Source organism: Pseudonocardia xinjiangensis, from assembly GCF_050948425.1.
In the GTDB taxonomy this organism is placed as follows: domain Bacteria; phylum Actinomycetota; class Actinomycetes; order Mycobacteriales; family Pseudonocardiaceae; genus Pseudonocardia; species Pseudonocardia xinjiangensis.
The window spans coordinates 6266263-6281682 of the sequence record NZ_CP192009.1; the positions used below are offsets into that span (position 1 = coordinate 6266263).

A 15420-nucleotide genomic window follows, 5' to 3' on the forward strand; every position below is an offset into this window, starting at 1 on the left:
ACGACCGGGCGTAGGTGGGTTCGAGCGGGAAGTGGTGACTCAGCCGATGAGGCCGAGCCTCCGCAACGTGCGTCGGATCGGGCCGCCGATCGGGCGGTAGGAGGAGCAACCGGTTGCACCACAAGCGCCGCAGTCGGTGCCCGACCGGTAGTGGTCGTGTGCCGCCTTCGCGTGACCACACGCACACGGCTCGACGACGGTGCGCCGCACCGGCGGAGCAGGCGGCGTGGCCGGTGCCGGCGGCGAACCGTGGCGCTGTGCCGGGATCGCCGTGCCGAGGTCCGGGACCGTCGGCATGCCCGTGGGAGGGGTCAGCACGGACGAGCCGGCAGAGTGTCGCCGGTCGCGCCGTGCGCTTCCGCTGGTCGGACGGCCCGATGCCGAATCCCCCATGAGGGTCCCTGCCCTTCGTCAGTCGATGACCCCGAGGGGCCGACCTCGCACTGTATGCGACGAGGGCGCCCGCCCGAGCACCACTAACTCTAGTGAATGAGGGAAGGTTACGGAGCCGTCGGTGACCGGTTAGTCAATGCGGTGAACGGACCACAGTGGTCCGAGCCCGCTCAGTGGGCCCGAGGCCGGCCGCCCGCCTGGTCGGCGAGCATGCGCAGCCCGCTCAGCAGCCCGCCCAGCAGGTCGCTCTCCCGGAAGGAGGCCAGCATGCTCATCACGGCGAGCTTGGCGCCACGGTCGGGGAGCCGCATACGTGCTCCGGCACCGCTCAGCACCTCGACGACGCGCTGTCCCGGGCTGACCGCCACCAGCACGGCGTCGTTCGAACCCTCCAGCTGGTCGTGCAGCTCCGCGACCCGCGCGGTCGGGTTCGCACCGAGGTCTCCGAGATAGACGCTGAACCGCAGCCCGGTCTCGCGGCTGGCCAGGGTCAGCGCCTCGTCGAGCCGGCTGAGCTGGACGGGGGTGAACGGCTGGTCGGAGCGGGACGGCTCCTGATGGACCTCGGCGGCCGACACCCGGCCCGACGCCGTGACGACGGCGCCGAGGGGCAGGTCCTCACTGTCGGGGACGGCCACGGCCGTACCCGTCCCACCGTGGTCGGTCGTGCCGCCCGGATGGGTGTTCTCACCAGCTGCCACGGGCACCTCCTCGTTCGAGACTGCTACGCGCCGGGCCGACGCCGTGCGCCTGGAGCGTCACCTGGTGGTCGTCGTCCACCGGCGGCAGCTGCGCGCCCTCCGGGTTGGCCGTCCACCACATCGGCTCGTGCGGCCAGGGCTGACCCGACCGGTACCGGGGGCGGCGAGCCATCCGCGGACCGACGACCAACAGGACGATGATCAGGTACAACCCGACCGGCGGCACCACGAGGTACAGAATCGTCTGCAGCACGCTCACGAGGGAAAACCTAGCTCACCACACCGACGGACGCCGACTCCCCCACCCGGCCGCCCGGTGCAGCTGCGCACCGAGGGCCAGCAGGAGCGCGTCGGCACCCGGACCCCCGACGAGCTGCACGGAGACCGGCAGCTCGGGCCCGGTGCCGTCCCGCCCCCACGCCACGGGCAGGCTCAGCGCGGGCTGTCCGGTGAGGTTGTAGATCGCGGTGAACGGCGTGAAGTGCGTCTGCCGCTCGAAGTCCTGCGCGGGGTCGCCACCTGCGGTGAACCACCCGACCGGGCGGGGCAGCTGCGCGAGCATCGGCGTGAGCACGACGTCGACGGCGGCCTGCTCGGACACGACCCGGCGGGTCACGTCGATCACCCGCTGTGTGGCGGCGAGGTACTGCGGGCCGCTGATCGTGGTGCCACGATCACGCCACCACCGGGTCAACGGCGCCAGCAGCGGCTCGGCGGCAGGCGGCACGGGCTGCCCGTGCGCCAGCACCGCCCACAGCACCTCGAAGACGGGCCGGAGGTCGGTGGGGATGCCCGGGTCGAACTCCACCACCTCGTGACCCAGCTCGGCCAGCAGGGCCGACGCCCGCTCGTAGGCGGCCAGGCAGGCCGCGTCGACCGGGACGCCCGGCACCGGCGCGGCGGCGTAGCGCCCGACCCGCAGCCGCGACGGCGACCGTCCCACGGCGGTCAGATAGCTGCCGGCCGGCGCACCCAGTAGGTAGGTCTCGCCGGGAACCGGCTGGGCGAGCACGTCGAGCATCGCGGCGGCGTCCGCGACCGTGCGCGCCAGCGGGCCGGACACCGACATGCCGAGCGGGTCGCCGCCCACGGGGCCCCGCGACACCAGCCCTCGCGTGGTCTTGAGGCCGACGAGCCCGCACGCGGCGGCCGGGATCCGGATCGAGCCACCGCCGTCCGTGCCGTGGGCGAACGGGACGAGCCCCCCGGCCGTGGCCGCGCCCGCCCCACCCGACGACCCACCCGCCAGCCGACTGGTGTCCCACGGTGTGACGGCAGGCGGTCGTCCCGCCGGCTCGGTGTAGGGCGGCAGCCCGAACTCCGGCGTGGCGGTCTTGCCCAGGCTGATCGTGCCCGCCGCCCGCAGCAACCGGGCCGAGTCGTCGTCGACCTCGGGGACGTAGTCGGCGTACACGACGGAGCCGAACGTCGTGCGGACCCCGGCCGTCACCACGAGGTCCTTGATCGCCGTGGGGACGCCGAGCAGCGGGCGCCCGTCGCCGGCGCGCAGCGCGCGGTCCGCCTCCTCTGCCTGCGCGAGCGCCGCCTCCGGGGTGACGGTGACGAAGGCGCCGAGAACGCCGTCGAGCGCCTCGATGCGGCGCAGGTGGTGCTCCACCAGCTCGACGGTGGACAGCTCGCCGCGCCGCAGCGCCGCGGCCTGCTCCAGCGCCGTCAGGTCGTGCGGCTGGGATGCGTCCGGCTGTGTGGTCACGGCGCGGGCACCACGATCTCGTCGGCGCTGACCCACCGGCCGCCTGCCGACTCGATGGCCGGCAGCGCCGCCCTGACCTCGTCGAGGAGGTCCGGCACGAACACCAGTACCGAGTCGGGTCGGGCGTCGACCAGGTCGCCAGGGCCGATCACCGGGATGTCCGAGCCCGGGATGCGGGTGCCCTGCTTGGCCCGCGACGCGTCGGCGACTCCGGCGAGCAGCTCCCGGCCGACGCCCGCGCTGTGCAGCAGCGGCACCGACCGCGACGCTGCGCTGTACCCGTAGACCCGCCGACCTCGGCGCTGCTCGGCCACGAGCCAGTCGGTGAGCCGCGAGCTGCCGGCCCGTACCGCGTCCCCGAGCGCGGCGACCGCGGCAGGGTCGAGCACCCCGGCGGCGACCTCGCGGTCGGTGAGGGTCTCGAGCTGCTCCCGCGGCTCCGCACCGGCGCGACCCGCCACGAGCACGGTGCCGCCGTAGAGCGGGAACCGGAACGCCGCGAAGGCCGGGAGTCCCACCTCCGCCAGCATCCTGCGCATCACCGGCACCGAGTAGTAGGCGAAGTGGCCGTGCCGGACGGCGTTCCACTGGCCCTGCTCCAGGATCCCCGCCAGCGACTGGAACTGGACGAGCAACAGCCCGCCGGGAGCCACTGCCGCGGCACGGTCGCGCAGCGCGGCCGCCTGGTCGGCGGCGTGCATGAGCCCGAAACTGCAGTCGACCACCACGTCGGCGGGCTCGCCCGCGGGCGCCGGCCGGAGCCCGTGGCCGTGCAGCAGTGGGAGCCAGCTGCCCCCGTGCGGGCTGGGGAACTCGGCGACCGTCCCCGCCCGGGGCAGGACCTCGGCCGATGCCAGCCGCGCCACGGCGTCGGCGGCCTGGCGGGTGAGCGCGTCGGGCGCGACGCCCTGCGGGTCCTCCGGCACGTCCATGTCGTCGGCCAGCTGGGCGAGGCCGCACGCGGCACACAGCCACAGCCGCAACGGGAAGACGGGATCGGGCCCGGGGGCGTCGAACGGCGGGAAGAGCTCACTCGGGGGTTGCGGCCCGAGGTCCATGACGACGGTCCCGCGGTCGGAGCGGCAGAACCGGCAGCGGTGCGCGTCCTGCACGGGCGCCGACGCTACCGGTGGTCTTCCGCGCGCACCGGCGCGGGTCGGGCGCGCGCCGCGAGCGCGGCCCGGTAGCGTGACCGCTCCGTCGATTCGTTCGTTTCGTCCGGTTGTCCCCCGATGTCGCGATACGGCCGGCCAAGGGAGGATCCGTTGCGCGATCTGGCACTTCCGGTCTCCGACCACCTCAACGTGCAGCTGCACGCCCTTGTCCCCGGCGGCGCGCACACCTACGCCAAGGGCGACGACCAGTACCCCGAGGACCTGGCCCCGATCATGTCCCACGGCCGCGGCGCCCACGTCTGGGACGTCGACGGCAACGAGTACATCGAGTACGGCTCCGGGCTGCGCTCGGTCAGCCTCGGACACGCCCACCCCCGCGTGGTGGAGGCCGTGCGCCGGGAGATCGGCCGCGGCACCAACTTCGTGCGGCCGAGCGTGGTCGAGCTCGAGGCGGCGGAGCGCTTCCTCGCCACCGTCCCGACCGCGGAGATGGTGAAGTTCACGAAGAACGGGTCCGACGCCACCACCGCGGCCGTCCGGCTGGCGCGTGCCGTCACCGGCCGTTCACTCGTGGCCATCTGCCGTGACCAGCCGTTCTTCTCCACCGACGACTGGTTCATCGGCACCACCGCGATGTCGGCGGGCATCCCCGAGCAGCTCACCGTGTCCTTCCCGTACGCCGACCTCGACGCCACCGCCGCGCTGCTCGAGCAGCACGACGGCCAGGTGGCGTGCCTGATCCTCGAGCCGGCCACCCAGCAGGAACCGCCGGCCGGCTACCTGGAGGGCATGCGCGCCCTCGCCGACCGACACGGTGCCCTTCTCGTCTTCGACGAGATGATCACCGGCTTCCGCTGGTCGGAGGCGGGCGCCCAGGGCGTGTACGGGGTGGTGCCCGACCTGTCGACGTTCGGCAAGGCGCTGGGCAACGGGTTCGCCGTCTCGGCGCTCGCCGGCAGGCGGGAGGTCATGGAGTGGGGCGGGCTGCGCCACGACCGCGAGCGGGTGTTCCTCCTCTCCACCACCCACGGGGCGGAGACGCACTCGCTCGCGGCAGCCATGGCCGTGATGGACATCTACACGCGGGAGGGGACGGCGGCACGGTTGCACGCCCTCGGCGAGCAGCTCGCCGCCGGCGTGCGGGAGGCGGCGGCCGGGATGGGGGTGGCCGACCACGTGCTCGTCCGGGGCCGGGCGAGCAACCTCGTCTTCGCCACCCTCGACGAGGACCTGAGGCCGTCGCAGTCCTACCGCACCCTGTTCCTGCGCGGGCTCATCGCCGGCGGAGTCGTCGGGCCGTCGTTCGTGGTGAGCAGCGCCCTCACCGACGACGACATCGACCGCACCGTCGAGGTGGTGTCGCAGGCGTGCGCGGTCTATCGCAAGGCGCTCGACGCCGGGGACCCCTCGCCGTGGATGGGCGGCCGTCCGGTGCGGCCGGTGTTCCGCCGCCTCGTCTGACCGCTCAGGCGGGCAGCCGGACGCGCGCGAGCACGGCGCGGTGGTCGCTGCCCTCGATGTCGATCACCTCGAAGCCGGTGGTGGCCGCAGCGGCCGGGACGAAGACGTGGTCGATCTGGATGCCGCGCCACCGTGCGCCCGAGGCGGGGTAGGTGCCCACCAGGCCCTTCCCGGTGCCGGCCGCTGCGCTGCGACACGTTCCGACCGCGGCCCGGAGCGGCGCGTGGTCGAGCGTGGCGTTGAAGTCACCGACCACGATCGGCTCCACAGGACCGTGGCACCACTGCTCCACCAGCGCGAGGTCCCGCCGCCACCGGTCGGCTCGCCGCCGTCCCATCGGTGCGGTGGTGTGCACCGCGAAGAGGCTGCGCCGCCCCAGTACGCCACCCGTGGCCTCGAGGTGGCGCACCCGCATCCCCGACCCGGACCGGACGTGGACGTCCCCGACCGTCGAGGCGGCCAGCAGCGTGACACCCTGCGCGTCCTTCGTGCCCACCGCGGTGGACACCCACGAGCGGTAGCCCAGCATCTCCACCTGCGGCATCAGCTTGTCCCGGAAATCCGCGCCCGCCTCCGGGAGCACGACGAAGTCCGGTGCGCGCGCCGCGATGAGGGTGGCCAGCTGACCCGTGTCGGCCTGACCCCTGAGCACGTTGAACGACAGGATCGTGAGGTCGTCCGGACCTGCCGGCGGCGCCGGTCGACGGACCGCACGTCCGGCGACGGCGCCGGCACCGGCCAGTGCCACCGCGGCGAGCGACGCCGCCGCCGGGCGGGAACGCGGGCGCGTGGCGAGCAGTGCGGCGGCAGCCAGCGCCGAGGCGGAGACGTGCGGGCGGAACGCGGCGATGTCGACGAAGGGGAACCGGTGGTCGAGCCGGAGCCGGTCGGGGAGGATCACGCCCGCCGCCGCACCGGCCAGTGTCACCGCGGCCCCGATGCGAAGTCTGCGTCCTACGAGCATGGCTGGCGATCCTTCCCGATGTCGGCACCGGGGGAACGGACGGGTCGATGCCCTGGTTCCGGGACCGGACCCCGGGTGCCGGTCAGGCGCTCTCGCGCTGGTCCCGCTCGACCATCCGGCGGACGCGGTCGATCAGCTGGGTCCGGTCGGAGGAATGGGCGACCTCGATCTCCAGTGGAGCGGCGTCGGGCCGGGTGTAGGTGACCGTCAGGGTTCCCCCGCGGCCGAGCAGCACCATCCAGTCGTGGATCTTGCTGACCAGCAGGGCGAGCGTGTCGCTGCCGACCGCGACGACCACGGTGTCCGCGACCGAGCCCGTGCCGTCCGGGTTCGGCGTGACGTCGACGAGGCCACGGAAATGGCCTGCGCGGTTGAGCCACGCGCTGAGCGCGCAGGCATCCGCCTCGTCGGCCAGCCGGATCGCCGCCTGGGGCGCGTCACGCATGCGCGCACATCGACGCGACGAGGACGTGCCGGTGCACCGGGCGCACGGCCCGGTGATGGATGTGGGGACTCCGCACTGCGCTCCTCGATGCTCGTAGCTGATCAATTACATAGTCCTCCGGCCGCGTTGATCTGTTACCGGAGTTAGGCGCTCTCCGGGTCGTGATCCGGCACGCGGGCGGCGTCGACGAGCTGCTCCCACGTCAAGCCGCTGCTCAGGGCCAGTGCGAACAGGAGCTGACCGGTCATCCAGGTCTCGTAGCCGGCACGGTGTCGTCGCTCACCCGGCTGGATGTGGGGCGCATGGAGCCCCGCGTGGGTGGCGAGCCGGCTCAGCCCGTAGCCGCCGGGCAGCCCCGGCCAGACGCGCCTGGCCAGCCGAGCGGTGTCCAGGACGAGCGACGGGCGCCACGCGGGCAGGTGGGCGGCGATGACCCGCAGTTCGACCGCCGCGTTGTGCGCCACGAGTACGCGCCCCCTGATCGAGGCGTGGACCTCGTCGGCGACGCGGGCCCAGCCCGGGCACGCGAGGACGTCGCTGTTGCGGATGCCGTGGACGTCGTGGGTGACGCGCGGCGTGATCGGGCGGGTCGGGCGGACCAGCCAGACCCGCATGCTTGCCTGCCGCACGACGGCGGCGGGCTCGATGGGCAGTACGGCGATGTCCACGATCTCCGGCGGTTGCTGCCCGTTGCCCTGCACATCGACGACGGCGAGCTGCTGATCGGCCAGAGCGGTGGGAGTGCTCAAGTACACGCGAAGATCTCCGATGGGGTCCGACCGGGGCCGGGACCATGGGGGTGCCGGGGGTCGCTGACGTTCGTGCACCTGGCGGCCCCAGGTGGGTACCCGGCTCGCTCGGCGGCTCGTCGAGGCCCGCGGCGACGACGGCGCGTTCGGTGCTTCTGCATCATTGCGTGACCGGCCGACCACGCTTCGATGTACCCCATTCACTTTCGGGTCACCTTCGCGTCGCTATGGTCGGCACGTCAGGTCTGTCTGTCGGCCGCCTCACGTTCGTCGCTCCGGACAAGGTCCGGTGGCACGCTGACTCGTACTTCACGAGCCGAGGGGAAGACATGACACGGACTCCGCAGGAGATCTTCGCGCAGCACGGCGCCGCACTGGGCGCAGCCGACATCGACCGGATCGTCGCCGACTACAGCGACGACGCCGTCTTCATCACTCCCCGCGGCGTCCGGCACGGGAAGGACGGCGTCCGCGAGGGCGTCACCGAGCTCCTCGCCGACCTCCCGGACGCGAAGTGGGACATCCCGGTCACGCTCTTCGGGAAGGACGTCCTGTTCATCGAGTGGAGCGCGGTGTCCGGTTCCCGGCGGGCCCGGGACGGCGCCGACACCTTCGTCTTCGACGGCGACCGGATCCGCGTGCACACCGTGCGCTACACCCTCGAGAGCACTACCTGACGCCGCCACCGCCCGCGACCGCAGCCAGGTACCGATCCTCGGCCGTGTAGTCGAGCAACGGTCCGAAGAAGTCGTCGTCGGCCCCCGGGAGGACGCCCGCCTCCGCACCGCTCGCCACGGCCACGAGCCACTCGACCTCCTCGGCCACGGTGGCCGCATAGTCACCGGCCGGCGTGTACCCGAGGTCGGTGGCCGCGGTCATGTCGAGCACGATCGGATGGGGCGCCTCCCAGGGATGCCGGCCCAGTGCCTGGTCGGCGTCGTCGTCGAGCAGCACCTCGTCCCACCGGTGACGGAGCTGCCGGGCGATCGTGCGGGCGATCTCCAGTGCGCTCGGCGCATCGGGATCGGCACTGTTGAGGATCCGCCGGCCCGGCTTGGCCGCCACCACCTCGATCAGGGCGGCGATGTTCGCCGCGGCCGTCGTGTGGTCCACCCCCGCGCCGCGGTGCGCGAGGAAGACGGCCGGACGCCGGTCGAGCACCCGCTTGACGAACATCCACTCGCGCGCCCGCGCCGCGCCGGCACCATGGATCTTGGAGGGCCGGACGACGGTGACGGGATGGCCGCTGTCGAGCAGCACCTGCTCGGCCGCCACCTTGTTCGCGCCGTAACCCTCGCGGGACATGTGGTCGCCGCCGCCCGGGGCCATCGTGGGCTGCGTCTCGCGGATCGGCCCGTCGAACCGCGGTGCGGTGTCGGAGTTGGTGTGGTGACCCGCGGCGTCGGCGTACACGGCCTTGCTCGAGATCATCACGGTGGAACCGGCCTCGCCCAGCATCGGCAGCAGCAGTGCCGCGTCGTCAGCGGTGTAGCAGATGCAGTCGACGAGCAGGTCGGCACCGTCCCCGAGAGCGGCGGCCAGCTGGGCCGGGTCGTCGCGTTCCGCCGCGACGAACCGGGCGCCGCCGGCGGCGACGTCCGCCGGGAGGTGGGCCGGGTCGCGCCCGGTGAGATCGACCTCCCAGCCGGCGGCCAGCAGGCGACGGGCGGTGGCCCGCCCGATGAGACCGGTACCACCGATGATCACGGCGCGGGGCATCGCAGGACCGTACTCCCCCGGCCGTACTGCGCGGCCGCTCCACCTACACGGTGGTTCGCCAGCTGTACCGGTGCTCGGGCCGCCCGGTGGTTCCGTATCTCATGGCCACGTCGGCGCGGCCCTCCTCGGCCAGCGTGGCGAGGTAGCGCTGGGCGGTGGCCCGGGAGATGCCGAGGTCCGTGGCGACCTCGGCCGCGGTGGCCGGCTGGTCGGCGGTGCGGAGCCGATCGGCGACGAGGCGGGCGGTGACGGGCGACTGCCCCTTGGGGGTGGGCGGCCGGTCGCCCTGGCGGAGGGCGGCGAGGGCGCGGTCGACCCCCGGCTGGCCGAGGTCGCCGGCCCCGGGCGAGAGGACCTGCCGGTACTTCGCGTAGGCCCCCAGCCGCGCCGCGAGCAGGCCGGCGGTGAACGGCTTGACGATGAAGTTGACGGCCCCGGCGGTGAACGCTCCCCGGACCGTCGCCGGGGAGGCGTCGGCGCTGACGATCATGACGTCGCACGAGAGCTCCGCGGCGACGGACAGTCCCGGCCGGTCCGGCAGATGGTTGTCGAGCAGGACCAGGTCCGGCGCCGATCCCGCCACCAGCTCGAGCGCCTGCGCTGCCGTGTGCGCCGTGCCCAGCACGGCGAACCCCGGGACCGTCGCGACGAAGCGGGCATGCAGGTCCGCCACCCGGAAGTCGTCGTCGACCACGACCACCCCGAGCGTCACGGCGCCACCGCCTCTCGCGCCTCGAGGACGTGCGGTAGCTGCGCGACGAACACGGTCATCGCACCGTTCCCGCCGGGATGGGTGATCTCGACGCTGCCACCGAGGCTCGCCGCCGTGCTGCGGACGATCGCCAGCCCGAGGCCGCGGCCCGGGCCACGGCTCGTCACGCCGTCGGTGAAGATCCCGGCGCGGCGCTCCGGAGGGATCCCGTCGCCGGTGTTGGCGACGGAGATCACGAGGTCGTCGTCGTGGGAGAGCAGGTCGATCACCACCCTGGCCGGTCGCTCACCGGCCTCGTGCGCCGCTTCCAGCGCGTTGTTCACCAGGTTGCCGAGCACGGTGACGACCTCCACGGGCGCTGTCAGCTTCCGCGGGACCCAGCTGTCCTCGGCCAGCACCAGCTCCACGCCGAGCTCGGCGGCCTCGGACATCTTCCCGGCGAGGAAGGCGCGGATCGTCGCGGGGGCGATGGCGTCGCTGTCGTCGGCGATGAGGACGTCCGGTGCTCCCAGCAGCGCGTCCACGTACTCGACGGCGTCGGCCGGCGCGGCCGTGTGCAGCAGGCCGTGCACCGTGTGGAGGCGGTTGGCGAACTCGTGCCGCTGCGCGCGCAGGGCCTGGGTCATCAGCCGGACGGCGGTCAGCTCGCCGGTGAGGTTCTCCACCTCGGTGCGGTCGAACACCGTGACCACCGAGCCGAGCGGCCGCTCGCCGTGCTGGACCGGGCGGTGGGTGACCACCAGGACGCGGTCGCCGACGGTGGCCACCGAGGTCTCGCCCGTGCGGTCGTCGAGGACCCGGCGCAGCGGCCCGGGCAGCTCCAGGTCGAGGAGTCGCCGCCCGCGCTCCAGCCGCGGGTCGACCAGCCGCAGCGCCTCGGAGTTGGCCATCGTCACCACTCCGTCGGGATCGAGGGCGATGACGCCGTCGGACACCCCGAACAGGACGGCCTCCCGCTCGCGTACGAGCTCGGCCAGGTCGGACGGCTCCAGTCCGAAGGTGCGGCGTTTCAGCAGCCGGGTCAGCAGCAGGGTGGCGCCCACCCCCGTCAGCAGGGCCGCCCCCAGGAACAGCGCCGTCCGCGACAGCAGGCTGCCCAGGGCGGTGGCGATGTCGCTGGCGTCGAAACCGACGCTGATCTCCCCGACGATCACGTGGTCGGCGGTGCGTAGCGGCACCTTGCCCCGCGCCGAGAGGCCGAGGGTGCCCTGCTCGACGTTGGTCACCTCGCGCCCCTGCAACACCTCGGCGGGGCTGGTGCTCACGGTCTTGCCGATCTGGTCCGGGGCCGGGTGCGCGAGCCGGATGCCGTTGTCGTCGGTGATCACCACGAACAGCGCACCCGTGGCCGCCTGCGCGGCGAGGGCCCGTTCCTGGACGGCCTGCTGGTCGCGGCGGGCGACGGCGTCGGCCAGCCCGGGCGAGGCGGCGAGGGTGTGGGCCACGTCGAGGGCGCGCTGCTCGAAGCGTTGCTCCAGGCTCTGGTCGAGCTGCCAGGCCTCGAGGCCGAACCCGAGGCCGACCACGGCGAGCAGCACTCCCACCTGGAGCAGCAGCATCTGCCGGGTGAAGGGCAGCACGCGACGGCGGCGGGACGTCCGGGACGGTTGCTGCGCTGCGACCACCGGACGAGCCTACGACCGCTGGTGAGCGAAACGCGCAAAACCTCGGCTATGCGCAGAGCGCGGGTAACCGTCACAAGCGTGACGTGCCCCACGGCGCTTCCTATGTTCCTGGCACGCACCGGCGCCGACGAGCAGGGCCGGACATCTCGAAGGCGAGACGCGCATGGAACATCTCATAGAACTGGCGAACGCCACCAAGAGGTTCCCGAACGGGAAGGGCGGCATCCACACCGCCATCCGCGACGTGACCCTCACCGTCGAACCGGGTCAGTTCGTGGCGGTCGTCGGACCCACCGGCTGCGGCAAGTCCACCACCCTGTCCCTCATCTCCGGCCTGCAGCCGCCGTCGGTGGGCACGGTGAAGGTCAACGGCAAGGACGTCGACGGCGTGCCCGACGGCGTCGGCTACATGTTCCAGGCCGACGCGATGCTGCCCTGGCGCAGCGTGCTGGCCAACGTGGCCGCCGGCCCGATCTGGCGGGGCGTGGAGAAGTCGGAGGCCCGCGACCGCGCCCGCGACTGGATCGCCCGCGTCGGGCTGGAGGGCTTCGAGGGCTACTACATGCACCAGCTGTCCGGTGGCATGCGCAAGCGCGTGGCGCTGGCGCAGACGCTGGTCAACGAGCCGTCGATCCTGCTGATGGACGAGCCCTTCTCCGCGCTCGACGTCCAGACCCGGGCGCTGATGCAGCAGGAGCTGCTGCGCCTGTGGGCCGGCACGAACGCGGCGGTGGTCTTCGTGACCCACGACCTCGAAGAAGCGATCGTGCTCGCCGACCGGGTCGTCGTCATGACCGCGTCGCCCGCCCGCATCAAGGCCGTCTACGACGTCGGCCTGTCCCGGCCGCGTGACGTCGAAGAGCTCCGGATCACCACCGAGTTCATCGACGTCTACCGCAGTATCTGGTCCTCGCTCTCGGCCGAGGTCGACATCGCCAGGAAGGTGCCCTCCCGTGTCGCTTGACACCTCCGCCGTCCTCCACAGTGGACCCGACGGGCCCCGCTCCGACCAGGACCCCGGCGACGACCTGAGCGCCGTGCACCGGGCGCGGCGCAGGCACGCCGGCGTGGTCTGGTCCCTGCGGCTCGTCGTCCTCGTGGCCGTGTTCGGGGCGTGGGAGGTGCTGGCGACCTACGTCATCGACCCCTTCTACTACTCCAAGCCCAGCCTGATCGTCGCCCGGCTGTTCGAGTGGTTCACCGTCGGAACCTCGAAGGGGTCGATCTGGTCGAACATCAGCGTCACCCTGCAGGAGGCGGTCTACGGCTTCGTGCTGGGCGCGATCCTCGGGGTGATCCTCGGCATCCTGCTCGGCCGCGCCCGCCTGCTCGCCGAGGTGCTCCAGCCGTTCATCCAGGCCCTCAACGCGGTGCCGCGCATCGTGCTCGCCGCGCTGTTCATCATCTGGTTCGGGCTCGGCATGGAGTCGAAGGTCGCCACGGCGCTGGTGCTCGTCTTCTTCCCGGTCTTCTTCAACGCCTTCCAGGGGGCGCGCGAGGTCGACCGCAACTTCGTGGACAACGCCCGCATCCTGGGGGCGAGCCGCGTGCAGATCCTGTGGTCGATCGTGGTGCCGAGCGCCACGTCGTGGATCCTCGCGTCGCTGCACACCGCGTTCGGCTTCGCCCTCATCGGCGCCATCGTCGGCGAGTACGCCGGCGCGTCCAAGGGCATCGGTCTGCTCATCTCCACCGCCCAGGGCACCTTCGACTCCGCAGGCATCTACGCCGGAATGATCCTGTCGACCGTGCTGGCCCTGCTCGCCGAGGTGATCCTCGGCGGCGCCGAGAAGCGGCTCCTGCGCTGGCGCCCGCCGTCCCAGGCGACCACCACCGCCGGCATCTGACTCCCCCACCGCCTCCGAAGGAGCATCGTCATGTCCCGCACCATCCGTAGCACCGCCGCTGCGGCCGCCGTCGCCGCCGTCGCGGTGTCCGTACTGGCCGGCTGCCAGACCCTCCCCAGCGCGTCGTCCGGCGGGGAGGACCCCACCAACGTCTCCATCATGGTCGGCGGCCTGGACAAGGTGATCTACCTGCCCGCCGAGCTCACCGACCGGCTCGGGTACTTCAAGGAGCAGGGACTCACCGTCGACCTCCAGTCTCAGCCGTCCGGCGCCAACGCCGAGACGGCACTGGTCGCCGGTCAGGTCGACGGGGTCGTCGGCTTCTACGACCACACCATCGACCTGCAGACGAAGGGCAAGTGCATCCGCTCCGTCGTCCAGTTCGCCAACGTGCCCGGCGAGGTCGAGATCGTGGGCAACAACGCGGGGATCGGCAGTACGGCGGACCTCACGGGCAAGAAGCTGGGCATCACGAGCCCCGGATCGTCGACCGACTTCCTCACCCAGTACCTCGCGGGCAAGGCCGGCGCCACCACCGACGCCTACACGACCGTCACGGCGGGAGCGGGCGCGACCTTCATCGCCGCCCTGGAGAACGGCGGCATCGACGCCGGCATGACGACGGACCCGACGGCCCAGCAGATCAAGGAGAAGGGCACCGGGAAGATCCTGCTCGACATGCGGACCGAGGACGGCACCCGCGCGGCGCTGGGCGGCCTCTACCCCGCGAGCTCGATGTACATGGACTGCAGCTACGTCGACGCCCACCCGGGCACGGTGCAGAAGCTGGCCAACGCCTTCGTCAAGACCCTCGGCTACATCAAATCCCACTCCGGCGCGGAGATCGCCGCGCAGATGCCGGCCGACTACGCCGCAGGCAGCGGCGGCGTGCCCAGCTACGCGGCCGCCATCGACGCCAGCAAGGGCATGTTCAACTCCACGGGTGTGATGGACGCCGAGGGTGCGAAGAACGTGCTGCAGGTGCTCAGCCAGTTCAACCCGAACGTCAAGGGCAAGGCCGACAGCGTCGATCTCGCCAAGACCTACACCACCGACTTCACCACGAAGGTGGCGCGCAGCTGACCTGAGCCCGCCGGGTCCGGCCGGTCACAGCAGGTCGCTGCGGCTGAGCACCCCCACCAGCCGGTCGCCGTCGACGACAGGCACCGTGCGCATCCCCCGGTCGGCGACCAGAGCCCTCGCCTCGCCGACGGTCGCGCCGGCGTCGACGGTGATCGGCGCCCTCGTCATGACGGCGTTGACCGTGGTGTGCGCGGACCGGCCGGCCAGCGGGTCGGCCAGGATGTCCGCCTCGCTGATGATGCCGACCAGCCGGTTCTCACCGTCGACGACGGGCAGCGCGGAGTGCCGGTGGTGCAGCATCACCTCAGCGGCCACCGCGACGCGTTCCGCCGAGCCCACGGTGATCACCTCGCGCGTCATCACCTCCTGCACCGGCGTGGCAGCGACCGGAGGTGGCCCGGTACGACGCCTCTGCTCCAGGGCGAAGAGGGCGTCCTCCGGCTTGTCCCGGCCACCGAAGAGTCGGCGCTGGCCGGTGCGGAGGCTGCCCAGGTCGAGGTGTCGCAGCAGGTCGCCGCGGGTGACCACACCGACCAGCCTGCCGCCCTGCACGACGGGCATCACCCGCAGCTCGCCGTGGCTGCGCAGGCGCTGCGCCACCACCGACACGTTGGCCGTGGGCGACATCGACAGCACGTCCGGGCTCATGATCTCCTCGACGCGCACCCGCCCGTCGGCCTCCGCCCCCTCGGCGTCGTGCTCCTCGCGGAAACGCAGGACGTCGAGCAGGCTCACCATGCCGACCAGCCGGAACGACGGGCTGACCACCGGCAGGGCGCTGAAACCGAACCGCGTCATGCGTTCGACCACCGCCGACAAGGGTTCGTCGGAACGCACCGTGACGACGCGGGATGTCATGAGGTCTCGAACGAGCGGCGCCATTGATCAACGG

The 15420-nt window shown here is 72.6% G+C and carries 16 protein-coding genes; 5 read left to right on the plus strand and 11 right to left on the minus strand.

The features are described from left to right. Nucleotides 1–563: 563 nt before the first annotated feature. The 4 genes from ACQPZA_RS29475 to ACQPZA_RS29490 are packed head-to-tail and all read right to left on the minus strand — an operon-like array spanning nucleotide 564 to nucleotide 3920. Nucleotides 564–1094, minus strand: a complete 531-nt coding sequence (locus ACQPZA_RS29475; RefSeq protein ID WP_169394921.1) for a DUF5130 family protein — start codon at nucleotides 1092–1094, stop codon at nucleotides 564–566. Further along, nucleotides 1081–1353, minus strand: a complete 273-nt coding sequence (gene ctaJ, locus ACQPZA_RS29480) for an aa3-type cytochrome oxidase subunit CtaJ (protein ID WP_169394922.1) — start codon at nucleotides 1351–1353, stop codon at nucleotides 1081–1083. Before ctaJ ends, ACQPZA_RS29475 begins: the two co-directional genes overlap by 14 nt. Before the next feature lie 15 nt (nucleotides 1354–1368). After that, nucleotides 1369–2808, minus strand: coding sequence for an amidase (locus tag ACQPZA_RS29485; RefSeq protein ID WP_433275396.1), 1440 nt, complete (start codon nucleotides 2806–2808; stop codon nucleotides 1369–1371). Further along, nucleotides 2805–3920, minus strand: a complete 1116-nt coding sequence (locus ACQPZA_RS29490; protein ID WP_312858984.1) for a class I SAM-dependent methyltransferase — start codon at nucleotides 3918–3920, stop codon at nucleotides 2805–2807. The genes ACQPZA_RS29485 and ACQPZA_RS29490 overlap by 4 nt, the downstream gene beginning before the upstream one ends. Nucleotides 3921–4040: 120 nt before the next feature. Here ACQPZA_RS29490 and ACQPZA_RS29495 point away from each other — a divergent pair, with 120 nt between their 5' ends. Continuing rightward, the gene (locus ACQPZA_RS29495) at nucleotides 4041–5384 is read left to right on the plus strand and encodes a glutamate-1-semialdehyde 2,1-aminomutase (protein ID WP_433275397.1); all 1344 of its coding nucleotides are present in this window, start codon (nucleotides 4041–4043) and stop codon (nucleotides 5382–5384) included. 4 nt (nucleotides 5385–5388) lie between these two features. On the opposite strand, the gene ACQPZA_RS29500 is transcribed toward ACQPZA_RS29495, so the two are convergent. From ACQPZA_RS29500 to ACQPZA_RS29510, 3 genes are all read right to left on the minus strand, one after another. After that, complete coding sequence (locus tag ACQPZA_RS29500) at nucleotides 5389–6348, minus strand: endonuclease/exonuclease/phosphatase family protein (protein WP_169394925.1); 960 nt, start codon at nucleotides 6346–6348, stop codon at nucleotides 5389–5391. A gap of 82 nt (nucleotides 6349–6430) precedes the next feature. Next, on the minus strand, nucleotides 6431–6793 hold the full coding sequence (locus ACQPZA_RS29505) for an effector-associated constant component EACC1 (protein WP_433275398.1): 363 nt from the start codon (nucleotides 6791–6793) through the stop codon (nucleotides 6431–6433). A 143-nt stretch (nucleotides 6794–6936) separates the two neighbouring features. Next, on the minus strand, nucleotides 6937–7542 hold the full coding sequence (locus ACQPZA_RS29510; protein WP_433275399.1) for a 3'-5' exonuclease: 606 nt from the start codon (nucleotides 7540–7542) through the stop codon (nucleotides 6937–6939). A 329-nt stretch (nucleotides 7543–7871) separates the two neighbouring features. Between ACQPZA_RS29510 and ACQPZA_RS29515 the strand changes: the two genes are divergently transcribed. Then, complete coding sequence (locus ACQPZA_RS29515) at nucleotides 7872–8219, plus strand: nuclear transport factor 2 family protein (protein ID WP_169394928.1); 348 nt, start codon at nucleotides 7872–7874, stop codon at nucleotides 8217–8219. Here the strand turns inward: ACQPZA_RS29515 and ACQPZA_RS29520 are convergent. Genes ACQPZA_RS29520 through ACQPZA_RS29530 form a run of 3 tightly spaced genes read right to left on the minus strand, consistent with a single transcriptional unit; the run spans nucleotide 8212 to nucleotide 11598 of the window. Then, nucleotides 8212–9261, minus strand: coding sequence for an NAD(P)H-binding protein (locus tag ACQPZA_RS29520; protein WP_433275400.1), 1050 nt, complete (start codon nucleotides 9259–9261; stop codon nucleotides 8212–8214). The two genes, ACQPZA_RS29515 and ACQPZA_RS29520, sit on opposite strands and share 8 nt — an antisense overlap. Nucleotides 9262–9304: 43 nt before the next feature. Continuing rightward, nucleotides 9305–9973: a response regulator gene (locus ACQPZA_RS29525; protein WP_433275401.1), complete on the minus strand. Its 669-nt coding sequence runs from the start codon at nucleotides 9971–9973 to the stop codon at nucleotides 9305–9307. Next, nucleotides 9970–11598: an ATP-binding protein gene (locus tag ACQPZA_RS29530; protein WP_433275402.1), complete on the minus strand. Its 1629-nt coding sequence runs from the start codon at nucleotides 11596–11598 to the stop codon at nucleotides 9970–9972. Before ACQPZA_RS29530 ends, ACQPZA_RS29525 begins: the two co-directional genes overlap by 4 nt. Nucleotides 11599–11761: 163 nt before the next feature. Here ACQPZA_RS29530 and ACQPZA_RS29535 point away from each other — a divergent pair, with 163 nt between their 5' ends. Genes ACQPZA_RS29535 through ACQPZA_RS29545 form a run of 3 tightly spaced genes read left to right on the plus strand, consistent with a single transcriptional unit; the run spans nucleotide 11762 to nucleotide 14528 of the window. After that, nucleotides 11762–12562: an ABC transporter ATP-binding protein gene (locus ACQPZA_RS29535; RefSeq protein WP_433275403.1), complete on the plus strand. Its 801-nt coding sequence runs from the start codon at nucleotides 11762–11764 to the stop codon at nucleotides 12560–12562. Further along, nucleotides 12552–13445 (plus strand): ABC transporter permease, encoded by an 894-nt coding sequence (locus ACQPZA_RS29540; RefSeq protein WP_433275404.1) that lies wholly within the window; start codon nucleotides 12552–12554, stop codon nucleotides 13443–13445. Before ACQPZA_RS29535 ends, ACQPZA_RS29540 begins: the two co-directional genes overlap by 11 nt. A 30-nt stretch (nucleotides 13446–13475) precedes the next feature. Then, nucleotides 13476–14528, plus strand: a complete 1053-nt coding sequence (locus tag ACQPZA_RS29545; RefSeq protein WP_433275405.1) for an ABC transporter substrate-binding protein — start codon at nucleotides 13476–13478, stop codon at nucleotides 14526–14528. Between the two features lie 24 nt (nucleotides 14529–14552). Here ACQPZA_RS29545 and ACQPZA_RS29550 read toward each other — a convergent pair whose 3' ends face one another. Beyond that, nucleotides 14553–15410, minus strand: a complete 858-nt coding sequence (locus ACQPZA_RS29550; protein ID WP_169394932.1) for a CBS domain-containing protein — start codon at nucleotides 15408–15410, stop codon at nucleotides 14553–14555. Between the last annotated feature and the right edge of the window lie 10 nt (nucleotides 15411–15420).

Bases quoted from the DNA above. Each gene is read 5' to 3' on its own strand.
- ACQPZA_RS29545 (WP_433275405.1), top strand. From the start codon at position 13,476: ATGTCCCGCACCATCCGTAGCACCGCCGCTGCGGCCGCCGTCGCCGCC.
- ACQPZA_RS29520 (WP_433275400.1), bottom strand. From the start codon at position 9,261: ATGCCCCGCGCCGTGATCATCGGTGGTACCGGTCTCATCGGGCGGGCC.
- ACQPZA_RS29515 (WP_169394928.1), top strand. From the start codon at position 7,872: ATGACACGGACTCCGCAGGAGATCTTCGCGCAGCACGGCGCCGCACTG.
- ACQPZA_RS29500 (WP_169394925.1), bottom strand. From the start codon at position 6,348: ATGCTCGTAGGACGCAGACTTCGCATCGGGGCCGCGGTGACACTGGCC.
- ACQPZA_RS29550 (WP_169394932.1), bottom strand. From the start codon at position 15,410: ATGGCGCCGCTCGTTCGAGACCTCATGACATCCCGCGTCGTCACGGTG.
- ACQPZA_RS29535 (WP_433275403.1), top strand. From the start codon at position 11,762: ATGGAACATCTCATAGAACTGGCGAACGCCACCAAGAGGTTCCCGAAC.
- ACQPZA_RS29505 (WP_433275398.1), bottom strand. From the start codon at position 6,793: ATGCGTGACGCGCCCCAGGCGGCGATCCGGCTGGCCGACGAGGCGGAT.
- ACQPZA_RS29495 (WP_433275397.1), top strand. From the start codon at position 4,041: ATGTCGCGATACGGCCGGCCAAGGGAGGATCCGTTGCGCGATCTGGCA.